This is a genomic window from Novosphingobium sp. (assembly GCF_032093395.1).
Taxonomy (GTDB): Bacteria; Pseudomonadota; Alphaproteobacteria; order Sphingomonadales; family Sphingomonadaceae; genus Novosphingobium.
Genome location: NZ_DAMDBA010000002.1, coordinates 26,059 through 43,616, shown reverse-complemented (window position 1 = coordinate 43,616; position 17,558 = coordinate 26,059). Strand labels below are relative to the sequence as shown.

Below are 17,558 nucleotides of genomic sequence, written 5' to 3'. Positions count from 1 at the left end.
AATACCTGAACTGCCGCCGGGAAGGGCAAAAGCCCTCCCGGCATGGCCACTGCGCGAAAAAACAACCATTGGATCCGGGAGGGACTATGCCGATCCTTACGCTGCGTACTCTGCTGTGCGTCGCCACCGCACTCGTTGCCGTTCCCGCTATTGCGCAGGAGCAGGCGCCTGCCTCTACCGCAACGGGCACCGCTGCTGATAGCGCCACCGCCCAGCTCGAAGAACAGTTCCGCGATCCGCCGAACTCCGCCCGCCCGCGCGTCTGGTGGCATTGGATGAACGGCAACATTTCGAAGGACGGTATCGCCAAGGACATGGCCTGGATGAAGCGCGTCGGCATCGGCGGCCTCCAAAACTTCGACGCCAATCTCCAGACCCCCCAGGTAGTCGACAAGCGCCTCGTCTACATGACGCCCGAGTGGAAGGACGCCTTCCGCTTCGCCGCGCATGAGGCCGACCGGCAAGGGCTGGAACTGGCCATTGCCGCCTCGCCCGGCTGGTCCGAAACCGGCGGCCCTTGGGTGAAGCCGCAGGACGGTTTGAAGAAGCTGGTCTGGTCGGAAACTTCCGTTCCCGCCGGGCGGCGTTTCTCCGGCAAGCTGACCTCGCCGCCCTCCGCGACCGGGCCTTATCAGGCGCTTGGCGCACCGCTGTCGATCGAGGAGATGATCTCCGGCCATTCGGCTCCGCCGCCTCCCACCTACTACGGCGAAGTAGGGCTTTTCGCGTTCCCGGAAGCCGTCGAGACGGGCCCGGGACTTCCTCGCGCCGTCGATGGTCTGGGCAACGTGCTGTCCGCCGCTGCTCTGTTCGACGCGGATCTCGGCAAGGGCGTTACCCTTGCACGCAAGCAGGGCGAGGCGGCTAGCCTGCAACTTGACTACGCCAAGCCGACACGCATTGCGTCCGCCACGGTCTTCGTGCTCGGCGTGGTGGTGCCTTTTGCCGGAGCCGCCTTCACCGGCGCGCTGGAATCGAGCGCGGACGGCAAGACCTGGACGCCGATCGCAGCGCTGACCCTGGGCGCGGTGCCCACCACCGTCAGCTTCCCGGCTGTTACCGCTGCGCATTTCCGGCTGGTGCTCAATGCGCGCAAGCCGGATGGCGGTCTGGGTTCGCCCGTGCCGGGCATCGTCATGGACGGCCTGTTCGACGGCGTCGGCGCGGAGATGGCCAAGCGGCCGCTGATCGTCGGCACTTTCGCGCTCGACACGGGCACGAAAGTCGATCGCTTCGAGACGAAGGCCGGTTTCGTGATGAGCCGCGATTACTACGCCCTCGCGGAGCCTAAGGACGGCGCAACCGGTGTCGCGCCTGCCAGCGTCATCGATCTGACCGGCAAGCTGAAGGCGGACGGCACGCTCGACTGGCAGGCACCGGCGCTGCCCAAGGGCCAGCGCTGGCGGGTGCTGCGCATGGGCTATTCGCTGCTGGGCACCACCAACCACCCCGCGCCGCCGGAAGCCACGGGGCTTGAGGTGGACAAGTTCGACGGCGATGCCGTGCGACGTTATCTCGACCACTACCTGGGCATGTACAAGGAGGCCGCAGGGTCGGACATGGTCGGCCAGCGCGGTGTGCGCGCGTTGCTGACCGACTCGATCGAGGTGGGCGAGGCGAACTGGACGCCCCGGATGCTGGAGCAGTTCCAGCGCCTGCGCGGCTACGATGCGCGGCCCTGGCTGCCTACGCTCACCGGGGTGCTGGTCGGCACTCGGGCTGAAACGGACAAGTTCCTCTACGACTATCGCCGGACGCTGGCGGATCTTCTCGCGAGCGAGCACTACGGCACCGTCGCCAAGGTCGCCCACGAGAACGGCCTCAAGGTCTATGGCGAGGCGCTGGAGGACAAGCGCCCCATGCTGGGCGACGACATGACCATGCGCAGCCACACGGACATTCCGATGGCCGCCATGTGGACCTTCCGCGAGGAAGGCCCGCGCCAGACGCTGATCGCCGACATGAAAGGCGCGGCCTCGGTCGCGCATCTCTATGGGCAGAACCTCGTCGCGGCGGAATCGATGACCGCCTCGATGTCACCCTGGGCTTTCGCGCCCAAGGATCTGAAGCGCTTCATCGACATGGAATTCGTCAACGGCGTCAACCGCCCGGTGGTCCACACCTCGGTCCATGTGCCGGTGGATGACAAGAAGCCCGGACTCTCGCTCTTCATCTTCGGCCAATATTTCAACCGGATGGAAAGCTGGGGCGAGATGGCGAAGCCCTGGGTGGACTATATCTCGCGCTCTTCGCTGCTGCTTCAGGCGGGGCGGAACGTGGCGGACGTGGCCTATTTCTACGGCGAGGAAGCGCCGTTGACCGGGCTCTATGGCGACAAGCCGGTGGCCGATGCGCCGGTTTCGCACGCCTACGACTTCCTCAGCTACGACGCGCTGACCGGCCTGCTGTCGAACGACGGCAACGAAGTCGTCGCACCCAGCGGTGCGCGCTATCGGGCGATCTACCTCGGGGGTTCCTCGCAGCGCATGACGCTGGGGGCGCTGAAGAAGCTGGCGGCGCTGGTCGAAGGCGGTGCGACGGTGATCGGTGAGGCGCCGGTTTCGACACCCAGTATGATGGGGGGGCAGAACGCGGAGTGGTCGGCACTGGTGGCGAAGCTCTGGCCGGGCAGCGGTGATGCGACTGTCGGCAAGGGCCGAGTGATCGCGGGCAAGGACGTGGAAGGCGCGCTGAAGGCCATGGGAGTCGCTCCCGACTTCACCTTCACCGGCGCGGGGCAAGGCGCGAAAATTCCCTTCGTCCACCGCCGCGACGCGCAGGGTGAAATCTACTACCTCTCCAACCCGCAGGGTCCGCAGAGCATCCAGGCGCGCTTCCGCGTCACCGGCAAGGTGCCAGAACTCTGGCACCCGGAAACCGGAACCAGCGAGCCGGTAAGCTACCGCATCGAAAACGGCGAGACGGTGGTGCCGCTCTCGCTGGTGGACGGTGACGCGGTATTCGTGGTGTTCCGCAAGGATGCCGCGAAGCAGAGCCTGACGCTGCCCGCCAAGCCGGTGCAGACGCTGGCCTCGCTCGACGACGGCTGGACCGTGCGGTTCCAGGCCGACCGGGGCGCTCCCGTCTCGATCGAGATGGCAAAGTTGGCCCCGCTCGAACGGAACGCCGATGCGGGCGTGAAATACTTCTCCGGCGAGGCGACCTATTCGCGCAGCTTCACTCTGCCAAAGGGCGCCAGGGCCGGGCAGCCGCTCTGGCTCGATCTCGGGCAGGTGGGCGATCTGGCGGAAGTCACGGTGAACGGAAAGCCGGTCGGTGCGGCGTGGCACGCGCCTTATCGGATCGACATCGGCAAGGCCGTGAAGGGCGGCGCCAATACCATCGAGGTGAAGGTGGCGAACCTCTGGGTCAATCGCCTGGTCGGCGATGCCCAGATTCAGCCGAATTCGGGGGCTAAGCCGATTACCTGGACGGCCATGCCGACTTATCGGGCGGATGCGCCGCTTCGGCCTTCGGGACTGATCGGGCCGGTTGTTTTGGAGAAGTAAGCAGCGCCTTCGAGGCACCGCGTGCAGCGAAGATACCTGCCTTTCGTCATTGCGAGCGTAGCGAAGCAATCCAGGGCGGTCCTGCGCCCGCTCTGGATTGCCGCGTCGGCTTCGCCTCCTCGCAATGACGAAGCACCGCGCGGAGCCTCACTCCCCATGCGCATGGGTGGACTTGTCCAGATGCGGCCGGTGCCCCGTCATCCGTAGGTAGAACCGCGAGAAATACGAAGGATCCGAAAAGCCCAGTTCGTTCGACACCTGCACCACGCTGGCATTGGCGAAGCAGAGCAGCCGCTGCGCTTCCAGCGCGAGCCGGGCGTGGAGCAGTTCCTGCGGCGAGCAGTCCAGCCGGGCGCGGCACAGGCGAGTGAGCGTGCGCGCGGTCATGCCCAGCCGCTCGGCATACCAGCTCACCGGCAACTGGTCGCGGAAGTGCAGTTCAACCAGATGGCGGAGGTGCGAGATGCGCTGATCGCCGCTACCTTCGTCCGCCGTCTCCTCCTCCGGCAGCAGCGAGCGTAGCAGCGCCTCCGCCATGGACAGGAACAATGCGTTCGGGCGCCGCCAATCCTGCGGGATCGCGAGCATCTCGGCGCAAAGAAACTCGACCCGCTGCAGTACCTCCGGCGGAGTCGGCGCAAAGCGGCCGTGGGTGGCGGCATGGAGCAATGGGTCGCCCAACCCGCGGCGGCGCTCACTCAATCCGCTCCGCCGTTCCGCGAAGCCGCTGCTGAGCATCAGCACATAGCCCAGGGTCTCCGGCCGGAAGCGGAAGCCGTGAATGCTGCCCGCCGGGATCACGATGTGACAGGGCGCTTCCAGCGTCTCGGTGGTATCGTCGATGGTGAGCGTTACCTGTCCCTTCGATACCAGCATGACCTGCACGCCCCGGACATGGCGATGCGGTGCGATTTCCCAATCATGCAGGGAACTTCGCGCGGCGATCGTCTCGATATGTCCGAATTCCGCAGAGCTTTCGGGAATATCCTCACCATAGAGGACATAAGACGGGACGGGACGGGCAAGCATGATGAGTGTCTCGAAAGTACCTGAAGAATGGCCTTCCGGTGCATTCCGCCAGACCGCGCTCAGTGTCAATCCCGATGGCGAAGCGAGGCTCCCCTGGAAGTCGGCCACAAGGTCGAAGTGCGAGCCCGCAGGTTTGGAATTGGGAGAATGCGAAAATGCGCACGCAAGTAGCCATCATCGGTGCCGGTCCGGCCGGTCTCCTCCTCGGACACCTGTTGCGGGCCGAGGGCATCGACTGTGTCGTCGTCGAGCGCCAGACCGGCGATTACGTCCTATCGCGCATCCGTGCCGGCGTGCTGGAGCAGGGCACCGTCGCGCTGATGGAGCGTCTCGGACTCGATGCCCGCATGAAGGAGGAAGGCCTGCCGCACGACGGCTTCAACCTGGCCGACGGCGAGCGCCTGATCCGCATCGACATCAAGGCGCTGACCGGCAAGCAGGTCATGGTCTACGGCCAGACCGAACTCACGCGCGACCTGATGGAAGCCAGCGAGGAACGCGGCCTTGAAGTGATCTATCAGGCCGCCGACGTTGCCCTGCACGACATCGAAAGCGACGCGCCCTACGTCATCTATACGAAAGACGGCACCGAGCACCGCATCGATGCGCGGTTCATCGTCGGCTGCGACGGTTTCCACGGCCCCTCGCGGCAGGCGATCCCGGCCAGCGTCGGCCAGACTTTCGAGCGCGTCTATCCCTTCGGCTGGCTGGGCATCCTTGCCGATGTGCCGCCGTGCAATCACGAACTGATCTACGCCCACCACGAACGCGGCTTCGCGCTCGCCTCGCAGCGCAGTCACACGCGCAGCCGCTACTACATCGACGTGCCGCTGACCGAGAAGCTGGAAGACTGGAGCGACGACCGCATCTGGGACGAACTCTCGATCCGCCTCGGCCCCGATGCCGCTGCCCATATCACGCGCGGCCCCTCCATCGAGAAGTCGATTGCGCCGTTGCGCTCCTTCGTGTTCGAACCGATGCGCCACGGCAGCCTGCTGCTCTGCGGCGACGCGGCGCATATCGTTCCGCCGACCGGAGCCAAGGGCCTGAACCTTGCCGCCAGCGACGTCTACTATGCGCATGAAGCGCTGACCGCTTTCTTCAGGAAGGCCGACAACGACGCCATTCCCGCCTATTCGACAAAGGCCCTGCGCCGGGTCTGGGCGGCGGAGCGTTTCAGTTGGTCGCTGACCAAGCTGATGCACCGTTTCCCGGAAGACGGCCCGTTCGAGCGCCGGATGCAGCTTGCGGAGCTGGACTACATAGCGTCCAGCGAACATGCGCGGCGGGTCATCGCCGAGAACTACGTGGGGTTGCCGGTTTAAGACTAAGGGGAAGTCCTGGGGGATGATCCCACAGACCCTCGGAATGTAGACCTTGTGCACCGCCTTTTCATGGTGCGCTCCTTGCGGCGCAGCCATTATGTCTCCCGACGGTGGCTTGGGCGCGCAACGGATAGGGCAGGGCGCACCGCAGACAGTAACGGGGTGCAGGGGTATTAACCCCTGCGTTTCTCTTTTCTTTCTTTCCGACAACCCTTCACTCTCCCGTGCGTTTCGGCTCCGTTCGAGCGAGATGCAGGGAGGGGATGAGCGGACATGGATGGCAACCGGCGCTCGGCATGGGATGGCGCCCTCGACGGAAGTAAGGACGGGTTTTTCGCCTCCCAGGCAAGAACTTGGGGTCTTCGCATGCGCAGCACGATTGCCTCCGCGCGCTTTGCTGCTATCGCAGCCCTTGTGCGAAATCCTATTGTTCTCCTCCGCGCACGCGGCCCCTTCGTGCTGGCGTCAGCCACTGGGCTCACTCTTGCGCTGGCCGGGTGCGCCACGTCCAGGGCGCCAGAGGCTCCCGCCAACCTGGTGATCGCGCCGCCGGTGGCAGCGCCGCAGGACGGAGACTGGTGGAAGACCGCCGACGATCCGCTGCTGGCCAATCTCGTGGAGCGCGGACTTGCGGCGGACAACGATCTGGCCTGCCGTGCCGCGCGGCTGCACGAGCAGGAGGAAACCGATGCCTCCGCTTCGCGCGGGCTTTCGGGCAAAGTCCGCGCGCTGGTCGGCCGGGACGAGGCGCCGGAACGCGACGCCGCGCGCATGGCCTGGGCCTATGCCTATGCGCAGGCCCGCGCCGATCGCGCGACCGAGGTGGCGCTGGCCTATGTGCAGGTGCGCCGTCTCCAGCAGATACTCGTCCTGCGGACCGAGCGGCTGGACCAGTTTCGCGACAATGCCGTGATTGCCGAGTTCCGCCGTCAGGCCGGTCTGGTCAATGCCATCGACGGGGGGCTTGGCAATAGCATGGCGGGCGTGGTCGATGCCGATGTTTCCGCCACGCGCGCCCGCTTCGATGCCGCGCGGGGGAACCTTGCCGCGCTGACCGGGATGACCGATACCGACCTGCTGACGGCGCTGGGCGAAAAGGCGGAGGTTCCGGCCGTTTCGCCCGATGCGCAGATCGCCCCCGCTGCTGACGCTCCGCTCCATCGCGCCGATCTGCTTGCCCTGCGCAGCCGGCTGGAATCCAGCCTGGCGCACCAGAAGGTCACGCAGGAGCAGCTCGACGCCGCGCGCGCCGCGCCCGAGGATCCCGCAACCGCCCCCGCTTTGCGCGATGCCTTGCAGAAGCTGGCCAAGGCTGAGCAGGGCGCGCGGGCGGAAATCGCTTCCACCCGCCAGTCGCTTGCCACTTTCGATGCCCGCGAGGCCGCGATCGAGGCAACGGCGACACAGGCCAAGCGTGCGGTGGCCGATGCGCGCGCCGCCTACAAGGCGGGCTTCGGGGATTTCGCCACGCTCTATGTCGCGGAAGCGGCGGCGCTGGCTGCGGACGAGGCGCGCGTGAACCTGAAGGCGGACCGCACGGCAGCGCTCGTTCGCCTGCACAAGCAGGAGGGCGCAGGCTGGTCTTCCGACGATCTCGATCCGCCGATGGGGGCTGCTACCTGTGACTGACGCGGAATCGGGCGCGCTCGATACTTTCCTCGGGTCCGGGCGGCGGCGTGGGCGAAGTCACCTGCTGAGCCTGCTGCTGCTGGCGGTGGCGGCGGTGGCGGCGGTCTTGCTGCTGGTGCGGTTCGTAAGCGGCACGGATTCGCCTTACTACACGGCCCTGGTCGAACGCGGCGACGTCAATCCCCTGGTTTCCGAGCGCGGCACGGTTCACGGCAGCGGCGAGGTGGTGCTTGCGGCCGCGCTCGACGGCACGGTGTCGGCAGAGGGCGTTCCCGCCGGCGGTCGGGTGGAGGAAGGCCAGGTTCTGGCTACTATCGATGCGGAACCGCTACGCAGCACCCTTGCCGCCGATCGGTCGCTGGTTTCCGCCGCCCAGGCCGACGTCGCCGCCGCCCAGGCATCGCGTGACGAGGCCGCAGCGCGGCTCGGCCGGTTCGAGGACGTCTGGCGCCGTTCCGGGCACCGGGTTCCGGCCATCAACGAACTGGAAAGCGCCCGGAGTGCCGTCGATCGCGCCACGCGCGAGGTTGCAGCCGCGCAGGCCCGCCTTTCCGCCGCCCGCAGCAGTTTGAAGGCCGATAGCGAGACATTGGCGGCAGCGGTGGTGCGCGCGCCGTTTGCGGGCTTCGTGGTCGATCGCAACATTCGCAACGGCCAGCGGGTGCGGGCGGGCATGCGCCTGTTCACCCTTGCGGCCAGCGACGAGACGCTGGAGGTCGAAGTGCCTCTCGCCAAGGCGGGCAATGCCGAAATCGGCGCCGGCACCGTCGCCCGTATACGGCTGGATGCCATGCCGGATGACGTCCAGCAGGCAACGCTGGCGCGCGTGCTGGTGGACCGGGCAGACGCGCCGGGCTCTCGCCGGGCGGCGTTCACTTTGGAAAACCCTGCCGAAACGGTCCGGCCGGGCATGGCCGCCACGGTGGAGATCGTGCTGCCGCCGCGCAAGGGCGTGATGCTGGTCCCCGATGCGGCGCTTACTTTCGAGCCGGAAAACTCGGCTGATCGCAGCAGGGCGCGCATCTACCTCGTTTCCCCGGACGGAGAGCCGCGCCGGGTCTATGTCTCCACCGGCGCGGGCGACGGCAAGCGCACCGAAGTCGTGGCCAACGATTTGAAGCCCGGCGACGAAGTCATCATCGGCTGGCGCACCCCGCCCGCCAGATGAACGTCCCACCATAGAAGGACCGTTGCGACGCAGGAACGAAACTTTGGTTTCGTCCATGCGTATTGACCGCATGAACCAGACGAACATGAGGGGCTCCAGCCCAGAAGCGCGGCAAGAGGCCGATTTGTTCCCCGCCCAGGGAACGTTCGCTCGCCGCCAGTTTGCCGGTATTCTGGCTTTGATGGCCGGCGTTGCGGCCTTTCCGCGCCTGGCGGAGGCAGCCGTGCAGCCGAAATTTGCTGCGGCGAGGCCGTTCTCCTGGGACGGTCTGGTTCAACAGGCCCGCGCCCTGGCTGCCAGCCCCTGGGCCGCGCCCGGCATCTCTTCACGCGCCGTGGCCGACTTCGACGCTGTGGGCAAGTTGACTTACGGGCAGGCACAGGCACTGGGTGGCAACGTCCGCCTGTTTCCGGCCGCGAAGGGAACATCTCCTCACGCCGTCAAGCTTCACCTCGTGGAGAACGGCAGCGCACGTGAGCTTCTCGACGCGCGCGGGCTTTTCGTGGGCGACAAGGCGGCGGACCCGGCCGGCTTCCGGGTCATGACCGCCGACCAGCGATCGGACTGGATGGCCTATCTCGGCGCATCCTATTTCCGGGCATCCGGTTCGCGCGACCAGTACGGGCTTTCGGCAAGGGGTATCGCGGTGGACACCGCGCTGCCCAAGGCTGAGGAGTTCCCCTCCTTCACGGAGTTCTGGATCGAGAACCTGGGCGCGGATCACGTCCGCATCCACGCCCTGCTCGACGGGCCGAGCCTGACCGGAGCCTACGCCTTCGATTGCCGCAAGGCCGGATCCGGCGCGGGGGCCGGGGTGACGCAGGACGTGCGCGCCGCGCTGTTCTTCCGCCGCAACATCGAACGCCTGGGCGCCGCACCGATCACCAGCATGTTTTGGTACGACCAGTCGGATTCCGCAAAGCGAGACGACTGGCGCCCGGAAATTCACGATTCGGACGGGCTGGCCCTCTGGTCCGGGAGCGGCGAGCGGATCTGGGTGCCTCTATCCAACCCTTCGGTGAACCGCACCAATGCATTGCGGGCGGATCATGTGAAGGGCTTCGGGCTGCTCCAGCGCGATCAGGCCTTCGATCATTACCAGGATGACGGCGCCTATTACGACCGCCGCCCCTCGCTATGGGTCGAGCCGCAGGGAGACTGGGGCGCGGGCACGGTGATGCTCTATCGCATGCCCACGGATGCGGAGACGCAGGACAACATCGCCGCCTTCTGGGTTTCCGACCAGCCGGCGAAGGCGGGGCAAAGCCGCGAGTTTTCCTATCGCCTGAATTGGACTTCGCAGGATCCGACGCTTGGCACCACGGCGCGCTGTGTCGACAGCTGGCAGGGGCGGGCAGGCCGTCCGGGCGATACGCCCGGCGGACAGGAAGCGCGCAAGTTCGTGTTCGATTTCGAAGGCCCGGCGCTCAAGGGCCTGACTCGCGACAGCGGCGTAACCGCGGCCACCAACCTGCCGCCCAAGGCTCTGCTGCATGCCGCCGCCTATCCGGTGGCGGGACAGGAAGGCCGCTGGCGCGTGACGCTGGACGTGCTGCCATCGGCTGTCCCTGCTCCGGAATTCAGGCTATATCTGAAGCGCACAAGCAAGTCGGGGGGCGAGCAGGCGCTCAGTGAGACGGTAATCCAGGGAGTTCAGCCATGAACCGCGCCCTCAACCCGCTTCCGGCGGAAGCGCCGCTGGCGATGCCGATCCAGGATCTGGACGGCATCGCGCCCGGCACGATCGCCGTCGCCACCAGCCCGCATGGCATGCTGGTGAAACGCCTGCTGCTGATCGCGCTGACGGCCATGATCGGCCTCGCCGCCTCGAGCGAAGTGCGCTTTGCCTTGTCGCGCGATGGGCTCGGCGTGATCGACGTGATCCTGCTGCTGTTCTTCGTGCCGCTGTTCTGCTGGATTTCCTTCGGCTTCGTGACGTCGATGATAGGCTTTCTCCAGCTCATCAGCGGCAAGCATCCCGGCTTTACCGCGATCCCAAGCCCGGCCTCGTCGCTGCGCCATCGCACCGCCGTGCTGATGCCGGTCTACAACGAGAGCGTGGAGGCGACGTTCGGCCGGGTGCGCGCCATGACCAATTCGATCGCCGCGGCGGGCGCGGCCGAGTGGATCGACTTCTTCGTGCTCAGCGATTCCAATGCCTTCCACGGCAAGCGTGAGGAAGCGGCCTGGCGCGAGATCGCCGCAGAGGCGCCGATCAACGTCTATTACCGCCGCCGCGAGAAGAACATCGCGCGCAAGCCCGGCAATATCGCGGAATGGGTCCAGCGCTTCGGCGGGGCCTACGAGAACATGCTGATCCTCGACGCGGATTCGCTGATGAGCGGCGATGCCATCGTCGGCATGGCGGCGATCATGGAAGAGCGGCCCTCCATCGGCCTGCTCCAGACCGTGCCGATGATCATCAATGCCCACACGGTCTTCCAGCGCTGGATGCGCTTCGCCAGCGACGCCTACGGGCCGATCGCCTCGGCAGGCCTGCTCTGGTGGTCGGGTGCGGAATCGAACTTCTGGGGGCACAACGCGATCGTGCGCACCCGTGCCTTCGCGGAGGCTTGCGGGCTGCCGGAGCTTCCGGGCAAGCCGCCGTTCGGCGGACACATCCTCAGCCACGACATGCTCGAATCCGCACTGCTCCGCCGCCGGGGCTGGGCCGTTCACATGGTCATGATCGACGGCAGCTACGAGGAATTCCCGCCCACCATCGTCGACCACGCGATCCGCGACCGGCGCTGGATGCAGGGCAACCTCCAGCATCTGCGCCTGCTCGATGCCTCTGGCCTGCACTGGGCGAGCCGCCTGCACCTGCTGATCGGCGCCTCTGCCTACCTGACGTCGTCGGGCTGGCTGCTGCTGCTGCTGACCTCGATCGCGCAGGCTGCGGCCAGCAAGGGTGGGCAGCTGCTGGGCGTGGTGACGCCGCCGAGCGTGCTCTGGCTTACCGTGCTGCTGCTGTTCGGCCCCAAGGCGATGGGCACGATCTGGGTTCTGGCCGACGGCAAGCGCCGCCGCAGCTTCGGCGGGTTTGGCGGCGTCCTGCGCTCTGTCGCGTTGGAAGTGCCGCTGGCGATCCTGCTCGCGCCGGTGACGATGGTCATGCAGGTCAAGGCGCTGGTCGGCCTGGCGCTGGGCATTCCGGTTCACTGGAACACCCAGGACCGCGACGCGCGCCGCATTTCGGTGCGCGAGGTGCTGCCGGACCTCAAGGAGCATATCGCGCTCGGTCTGCTTTTCGCCGCCACGGTGTTGATCGATCCGATAACCGCGCTCTGGCTGTCGCCGCTGACCCTGGGCCTGCTCGCTTCGCCCTGGCTTATCAGCCTGACGTCAAGCCAGCAGATCGGCGATCGCGCGGAGCGGCTTGGCTACTTCCGCGTGCCTGCGCCGACGATCGACGATCCGGTGGAGCATGCCAACGACGATGCGGAAGAAGACGGCACGCCGCCGCTGGTGATCGGGTAGGGCGTCGCAGAAGATAACGTAGAAGATTGTGCAGAAGATAACGTCGTCCCGGACCTGATCCGGGACCGCTGGCGAGTCTTTAGGCGCTACCTGACAGACATGCGCCCTGCCGAGGGTTGGGCGTGGCAAGGCCAGCGGTCCCGGATCAAGTCCGGGACGACAAAATATACCCCTCGAATTACACGGCTTACGCCTGAGCACTCGCTTCGGCCAACCGCATCGGAAGCTGCGCCCGCAAGTGCTCCACCAATGCTCCCACTTTGGGCGAGAGATGCCGCCTTTGCGGATAGACGGCCCAGATCGGCTCCTCTTCCGGTGCCAGCGCGGCCAGTACCGGCTCGAGCCGTCCGGCGGAGACGTGGTCGCCCAGATAGAACGCCGGCAACTGGCAGATGCCCATGTCCGATAGCGCCGCTTCCAGCAGGGCGTTGCCGCTGTTGCACCGCCAGCGGCCTTGCGGGCGAAAGCTTCGGCCGCCTCGGAAATGCCACTGCGCCGCCGAACCTATGAGGCATTCGTGGCGAGACAGTTCGGCTATATCGCCAGGTCTTCCCCGCGCATCGAGGTAGGCGGGCGAGGCCAGCGTCACCAGCGCCCGGCTGGCGACGCGCGTCGCTACCAGTCGCGAGTCCTCCAGATGGCCCGTGCGGATGGCGAGATCGTACCCTTCGGCGATGAGGTCCACGAGCGAATTGTCGAGGTCCAGCGTTACCGAGATCGCCGGGAAGGCTTGCGAGAGTTCGCGCACCAGCGGCGCCACGAACTTCTCGCCCAGCGCGTAGGAGCAGGTGACGCGCAAGTGCCCGCGCGGCTCGCCTTGAGAGGTGATCGCGGCGATGGCTTCGTCGCGCTCCTCGATCAGGCGGCGGCAGGTTTCGAGGAAGATCTGCCCCGTTTCCGTCAGCCGCAGCGTGCGTGTGGTGCGCAGCATCAGCTGGACCTGAAGCCGGGCTTCCAGCCGCGCCAGCGCCCGGCTCATATGTGTGACCGAGGCGCCATAGGCCTCCGCCGCCAGCGTGAAGCTGCCGTGGCGGGCCACCATCACGAATTCCTCGATACCATCCCACTGGCCCAGCATCATTGTCCCCGTACGGTGATAATCCTTTTCAGAACGAGCGCTTTATCACAGCACCGTCCGGTTTTACAAAGCGCGCAAGACATTCAAGGAGCATACCCATGAAGACCCGCGCCGCCGTCGCCTTCGAGGCCAAGAAGCCGCTCGAAATCGTCGAACTGGACCTGGAAGGCCCCAAGGCGGGTGAGGTTCTGGTCGAGATCATGGCGACCGGCATCTGTCATACCGATGCCTATACGCTGGACGGTTTCGACAGCGAGGGGATCTTCCCCAGCGTGCTCGGCCACGAAGGCGCGGGCATCGTGCGCGAAGTGGGCGCGGGCGTCACCTCGGTGGTGCCGGGCGATCACGTGATCCCGCTCTACACTCCGGAATGCCGCCAGTGTAAGTCGTGCCTTTCGGGCAAGACCAACCTCTGCACCGCGATCCGCGCCACGCAGGGCAAGGGCCTGATGCCGGACGGCACCACGCGCTTTTCCTACAAGGGCCAGCCGATCTATCACTACATGGGCTGCTCGACCTTCTCGAACTTCACTGTGTTGCCCGAGATCGCCGTCGCTAAGATCCGTGAAGACGCGCCGTTCCAGTCCTCGTGCTACATCGGCTGCGGCGTCACCACCGGCGTCGGCGCGGTCATCAACACTGCCAAGGTGCAGGTGGGCGACAACGTGGTGGTCTTCGGCCTCGGCGGCATCGGCCTGAACGTGATCCAGGGTGCGCGCCTCGCCGGTGCCAACAAGATCATCGGCGTGGACATAAACCCGGACCGTGAGGAATGGGGCCGCCGCTTCGGCATGACCGACTTCCTCAATACCAAGGGCATGAGCCGCGAAGACGTGGTCGCCAGGATCGTGCTGATGACCGACGGCGGTGCGGACTACACTTTCGACGCCACCGGCAACACCGAAGTGATGCGCACCGCACTGGAAGCCTGCCATCGCGGCTGGGGCACCTCGATCGTGATCGGCGTGGCCGAAGCGGGCAAGACCATCGAGACGCGCCCGTTCCAGCTCGTGACGGGGCGCAATTGGCGCGGCACCGCGTTCGGCGGGGCCAAGGGCCGTACCGATGTGCCGAAGATCGTCGACATGTACATGACCGGCAAGATCGAGATCGACCCGATGATCACCCACGTCATGGGCCTGGAAGAGATCAACACCGCCTTCGACCTGATGCATGAAGGCAAGTCGATCCGCTCGGTCGTCGTGTTCTGATGGAGACGGTTTCGACCAACAAGGCGTTCGGCGGAGTGCAGGGTGTCTACACCCACGCCTCCGCCGAGACCAGCACGGAGATGACCTTTTCGGTCTTCGTGCCGGAGCATGCGCCGGGCACGAAGCTGCCGGTGCTGTGGTTCCTTTCGGGGCTGACCTGCACCCACGCCAACGTCACCGAAAAAGGCGAGTTCCGCCGCGCCTGCGCCGAGCATGGCGTGATCCTCGTCGCGCCGGACACCTCTCCACGCGGCGACGATGTGCCCGACGACGAAGGCTACGACTTCGGCAAGGGCGCGGGCTTTTACGTCGATGCGACGCAGGCACCGTGGAGCGCGAACTTCCGGATGCGCTCCTATCTGGAAATCGAACTCCCCGCCGTGATCGCCGAGCACTTCCCCGCCGACATGGCGCGGCAGGGCATTACCGGCCACTCGATGGGCGGCCACGGCGCACTGACGATAGCCTTGCGCGATCCTTCGCGGTTCCGCTCGGTCAGCGCCTTTGCGCCGATCGTCTCGCCGCTCAATTGCCCCTGGGGCGAGAAGGCGCTGACGGGTTACATCGGCGCGGACCGCGCAGCATGGCGTGAGTACGACGCCTGCGCACTGATCGAGGATGGCGCGCGCCTGCCGGATCTGCTGGTGGATCAGGGCTTGGCGGACGGCTTCCTTGAAGGTCAGTTGAAGACGAATCTGCTGGAAGAGGCTTGCGCCAAGGCCGGACAGCCAGCGACGATCCGGATGCAGGAGGGGTACGACCATTCGTACTACTTCATCTCGACGTTCATGGCCGAGCATGTGGGCTGGCATGCGGAAAGGTTGAAGTAGAAGAGGAAGACCCGGGGGATGATCCCCCGGACCCTCGGAATGTCTACCTTGCGCGCTACCTACCTGTTCCGCGCTCCCTGCGCCGCAGGCTTTATGTCTCCCGACGCAATCGGCGCGCCGACCGCGAGTGCGGGGCACGCCGAGAAAGTATTGGGGGTGCAGGGGGGCTATGCTCCCCTGCTTTTCCCTTAACCTTTAAAGCTCTTCGGGCCAGTAAAGCCGCATCGGATTGGTCACGAGCAGCTTCTGCTGAAGCGCTTCCGTAGGTGCGATGCGGGGGATCATGTCGACCAGGTGGCCGTCGTCCGGGATGTTGTCCTGCATGTTCGGGTGCGGCCAGTCGGTGCCCCAGAGCACGCGGTCCGGGTAGTCCGCCACCAGCGGCGCGACCGCTTCGGCAAACTTGTCCCACGGGTCATTCGTCGGGTCGAGGCGGTCGGGGCAGGTGGCCTTGAACCAGATGTCCTCGCGCGAATCGAGCAGGGCGCGGAACGCTGTCATGTCCGCGCCGTCAGGGCCCTGGGTCACGTCCGGGCGGCCCATGTGGTCGATCACGACCGGTACGGGGATCGCGTCGATGAAGGCGCGCATTTCGTCGAGGATGTCGGCCTCGAAGTAGATCACGACGTGCCAGCCTTCGGGCAGGCGACCGGCGACTTCGAGGAACTTGTCCTTCGGCGCATCGTCGACGAGGCGCTTCAGGAAGTTGAAGCGGATGCCGCGAATGCCGCCTTCATGCAGCGCCGCGAGTTCCGCGTCGGAGATCGCCGGATCGACCACGGCCACGCCGCGTGCCTTTCCGTCCGACTTGGCGATGGCGTCCAGCGTCGCGGCGTTGTCGGTGCCGTGGCAGCTCGCCTGCACGATCACGTTGCGGGCGAAGCCCAGGTGATCGCGCAGGGCGAAGAGCTTGTCCGGCCCGGCATCCTCGGGGAGGTACTTAGCCTTGGCGCTGAACGGGAACTGCGCCATCGGGCCGAAGACGTGGCAATGCGCGTCAACGGCGCCTGCGGGCGGCGTGTAGAGCGGCTTGCTCGGGGCCGCGTGCCACGAGGTGATCCGCTCAGACATACTTGAGGCCTTCCTTTTCGAGGCGCTCGCGCATCTTGTACATGTCGAGGCCGAGCACGCCTGCGGCCAGCTTTTCGCGCTTTTCGCCTTCGTTGGCTTCGCGGGCCTGCGCGGCGGCGAGCACTTCGGCGGCCTTTTCACGCGGCACCACGACCACGCCGTCATCGTCGGCCACGATCACGTCGCCGGGATTCACGGCGGCATTGGCGCAGACGACCGGGACGTTGACCGAGCCGAGGGTGTTCTTGACGGTGCCCTGCGCGTAGATCGCCTTGGACCAGACCGGGAATTCCATCTCGGTAAGGTCGCGCACGTCGCGCACGCCGGCGTCGATGATCAGGCCCCGGCAGCCGCGCGCGATGGCGCTGGTGGCCAGGAGATCGCCGAAATAGCCGTCCTCGCAGGGGCTGGTCGGGGCGAGGAGCAGCACGTCGCCTTCCTTGAGCTGCTCGATGGCGACGTGGACCATCCAGTTGTCGCCCGGAGGTGCGCTGATGGTCACCGCCGAGCCGGCGATGCGCGCGCCGCGATAGATCGGGGTCATATAGCTGGCGAGAAGCCCGGTGCGGCCTTGGGCTTCATGGACGGTTGCGACGCCGCACTTGGCGAGGCCGTCGATCACCGCGGGGTCGGCCCGCTCGATGTTCTGGACGACGATACCACTCATCACGTGCTCTCCTGCATTATCGGAATTTCAGGCCGTCATTCTAGGCCGGAAGCCGCAGGAAAGGCGAAGGGGATTGGCTTTGGCGCCGATTAGTTCTGGCTAATCGTGGTTTCGGCGGGTTCCGTGTCGGGGACATTTCTCATCCAGTCGGCAAGCCGGGCCATCGATTCGTCAATGGCGGCGCGGGGCTGTTCGTCGGCCACCGTCTCGGCCAGCGCGCCGCGCATGCAGAGCAGCCAGGCGTCGCGCGCGGCGGAGTCGATCGGTACCCGCAGGTGGCGCTGGCGCATGCGCGGATGGCCGCGCACCGGAGAGAACAGCGCCGGGCCGCCGAGCCATTCCGACAGGTAGTCTTTCAGAACCTGTCCCAGTGGGGCGAGATCCTGCGGGTGCATGGCGCGAATGGTGCGCGCTTCGTCCAGTTGGTCCATGCGGGCGTAGAAGCTGTCGACCAGGGCGTCGATCGTCGCGGCGCCGCCGATGCGGTCGTAGAGGCTGGTTTCGGTCATCGTGGCGGGTCTTCGGGCATCGCGGCAGCATGCGCAAGGTGGGCGTTGAGGA

13 protein-coding genes are annotated in these 17,558 nt (G+C 66.2%); 8 read left to right on the top strand and 5 right to left on the bottom strand.

Features of this window, described 5'->3' with window-relative positions; genetic code table 11:
• Positions 1-86 precede the first annotated feature (86 nt).
• The gene (locus tag RT424_RS00820; RefSeq protein ID WP_313433775.1) at positions 87-3,509 is read left to right on the top strand and encodes a glycosyl hydrolase; all 3,423 of its coding nucleotides are present in this window, start codon (positions 87-89) and stop codon (positions 3,507-3,509) included.
• 147 nt (positions 3,510-3,656) lie between these two features.
• Here the strand turns inward: RT424_RS00820 and RT424_RS00815 are convergent, their stop codons facing one another.
• Entirely contained in the window at positions 3,657-4,538 is an 882-nt protein-coding gene (locus RT424_RS00815; protein ID WP_313433773.1) for a helix-turn-helix domain-containing protein, read from the bottom strand.
• A gap of 155 nt (positions 4,539-4,693) precedes the next feature.
• Between RT424_RS00815 and pobA the strand changes: the two genes are divergently transcribed.
• The 5 genes from pobA (at position 4,694) to mdoH (ending at position 12,140) form a co-directional block, all read left to right on the top strand.
• Entirely contained in the window at positions 4,694-5,863 is a 1,170-nt protein-coding gene (gene pobA, locus RT424_RS00810; RefSeq protein ID WP_313433772.1) for a 4-hydroxybenzoate 3-monooxygenase, read from the top strand.
• Between the two features lie 414 nt (positions 5,864-6,277).
• The gene (locus RT424_RS00805; RefSeq protein WP_313433770.1) at positions 6,278-7,492 is read left to right on the top strand and encodes a TolC family protein; all 1,215 of its coding nucleotides are present in this window, start codon (positions 6,278-6,280) and stop codon (positions 7,490-7,492) included.
• Positions 7,485-8,660 carry an efflux RND transporter periplasmic adaptor subunit gene (locus RT424_RS00800; RefSeq protein ID WP_313433769.1) on the top strand — a complete coding sequence of 392 codons (1,176 nt, stop codon included), beginning with the start codon at positions 7,485-7,487 and terminating at the stop codon, positions 8,658-8,660. Before RT424_RS00805 ends, RT424_RS00800 begins: the two co-directional genes overlap by 8 nt.
• Before the next feature lie 70 nt (positions 8,661-8,730).
• Positions 8,731-10,323, top strand: coding sequence for a glucan biosynthesis protein (locus RT424_RS00795; RefSeq protein WP_313433768.1), 1,593 nt, complete (start codon positions 8,731-8,733; stop codon positions 10,321-10,323).
• Complete coding sequence (gene mdoH / locus RT424_RS00790) at positions 10,320-12,140, top strand: glucans biosynthesis glucosyltransferase MdoH (protein WP_313433767.1); 1,821 nt, start codon at positions 10,320-10,322, stop codon at positions 12,138-12,140. Before RT424_RS00795 ends, mdoH begins: the two co-directional genes overlap by 4 nt.
• 187 nt (positions 12,141-12,327) lie before the next feature.
• Here mdoH and RT424_RS00785 read toward each other — a convergent pair whose 3' ends face one another.
• Positions 12,328-13,221 (bottom strand): LysR substrate-binding domain-containing protein, encoded by an 894-nt coding sequence (locus RT424_RS00785; RefSeq protein WP_313433765.1) that lies wholly within the window; start codon positions 13,219-13,221, stop codon positions 12,328-12,330.
• Positions 13,222-13,316: 95 nt separating this feature from the next.
• Between RT424_RS00785 and RT424_RS00780 the strand changes: the two genes are divergently transcribed.
• Together RT424_RS00780 and fghA are read left to right on the top strand one after the other, a co-directional pair.
• On the top strand, positions 13,317-14,429 hold the full coding sequence (locus RT424_RS00780) for an S-(hydroxymethyl)glutathione dehydrogenase/class III alcohol dehydrogenase (RefSeq protein ID WP_313433763.1): 1,113 nt from the start codon (positions 13,317-13,319) through the stop codon (positions 14,427-14,429).
• Entirely contained in the window at positions 14,429-15,259 is an 831-nt protein-coding gene (gene fghA / locus RT424_RS00775; protein ID WP_313433761.1) for an S-formylglutathione hydrolase, read from the top strand. Before RT424_RS00780 ends, fghA begins: the two co-directional genes overlap by 1 nt.
• A gap of 195 nt (positions 15,260-15,454) precedes the next feature.
• Here fghA and RT424_RS00770 read toward each other — a convergent pair whose 3' ends face one another.
• The 3 genes from RT424_RS00770 to RT424_RS00760 form a co-directional block, all read right to left on the bottom strand.
• A complete protein-coding gene (locus RT424_RS00770; protein ID WP_313433760.1) occupies positions 15,455-16,330 on the bottom strand; it encodes an amidohydrolase family protein in 876 nt (291 codons plus the stop codon).
• Positions 16,323-16,997, bottom strand: coding sequence for a 4-carboxy-4-hydroxy-2-oxoadipate aldolase/oxaloacetate decarboxylase (ligK, locus tag RT424_RS00765; RefSeq protein ID WP_086491799.1), 675 nt, complete (start codon positions 16,995-16,997; stop codon positions 16,323-16,325). The genes RT424_RS00770 and ligK overlap by 8 nt, the downstream gene beginning before the upstream one ends.
• Positions 16,998-17,086: 89 nt before the next feature.
• Positions 17,087-17,506, bottom strand: coding sequence for a group II truncated hemoglobin (locus RT424_RS00760; protein ID WP_313433755.1), 420 nt, complete (start codon positions 17,504-17,506; stop codon positions 17,087-17,089).
• Positions 17,507-17,558: the final 52 nt, after the last annotated feature.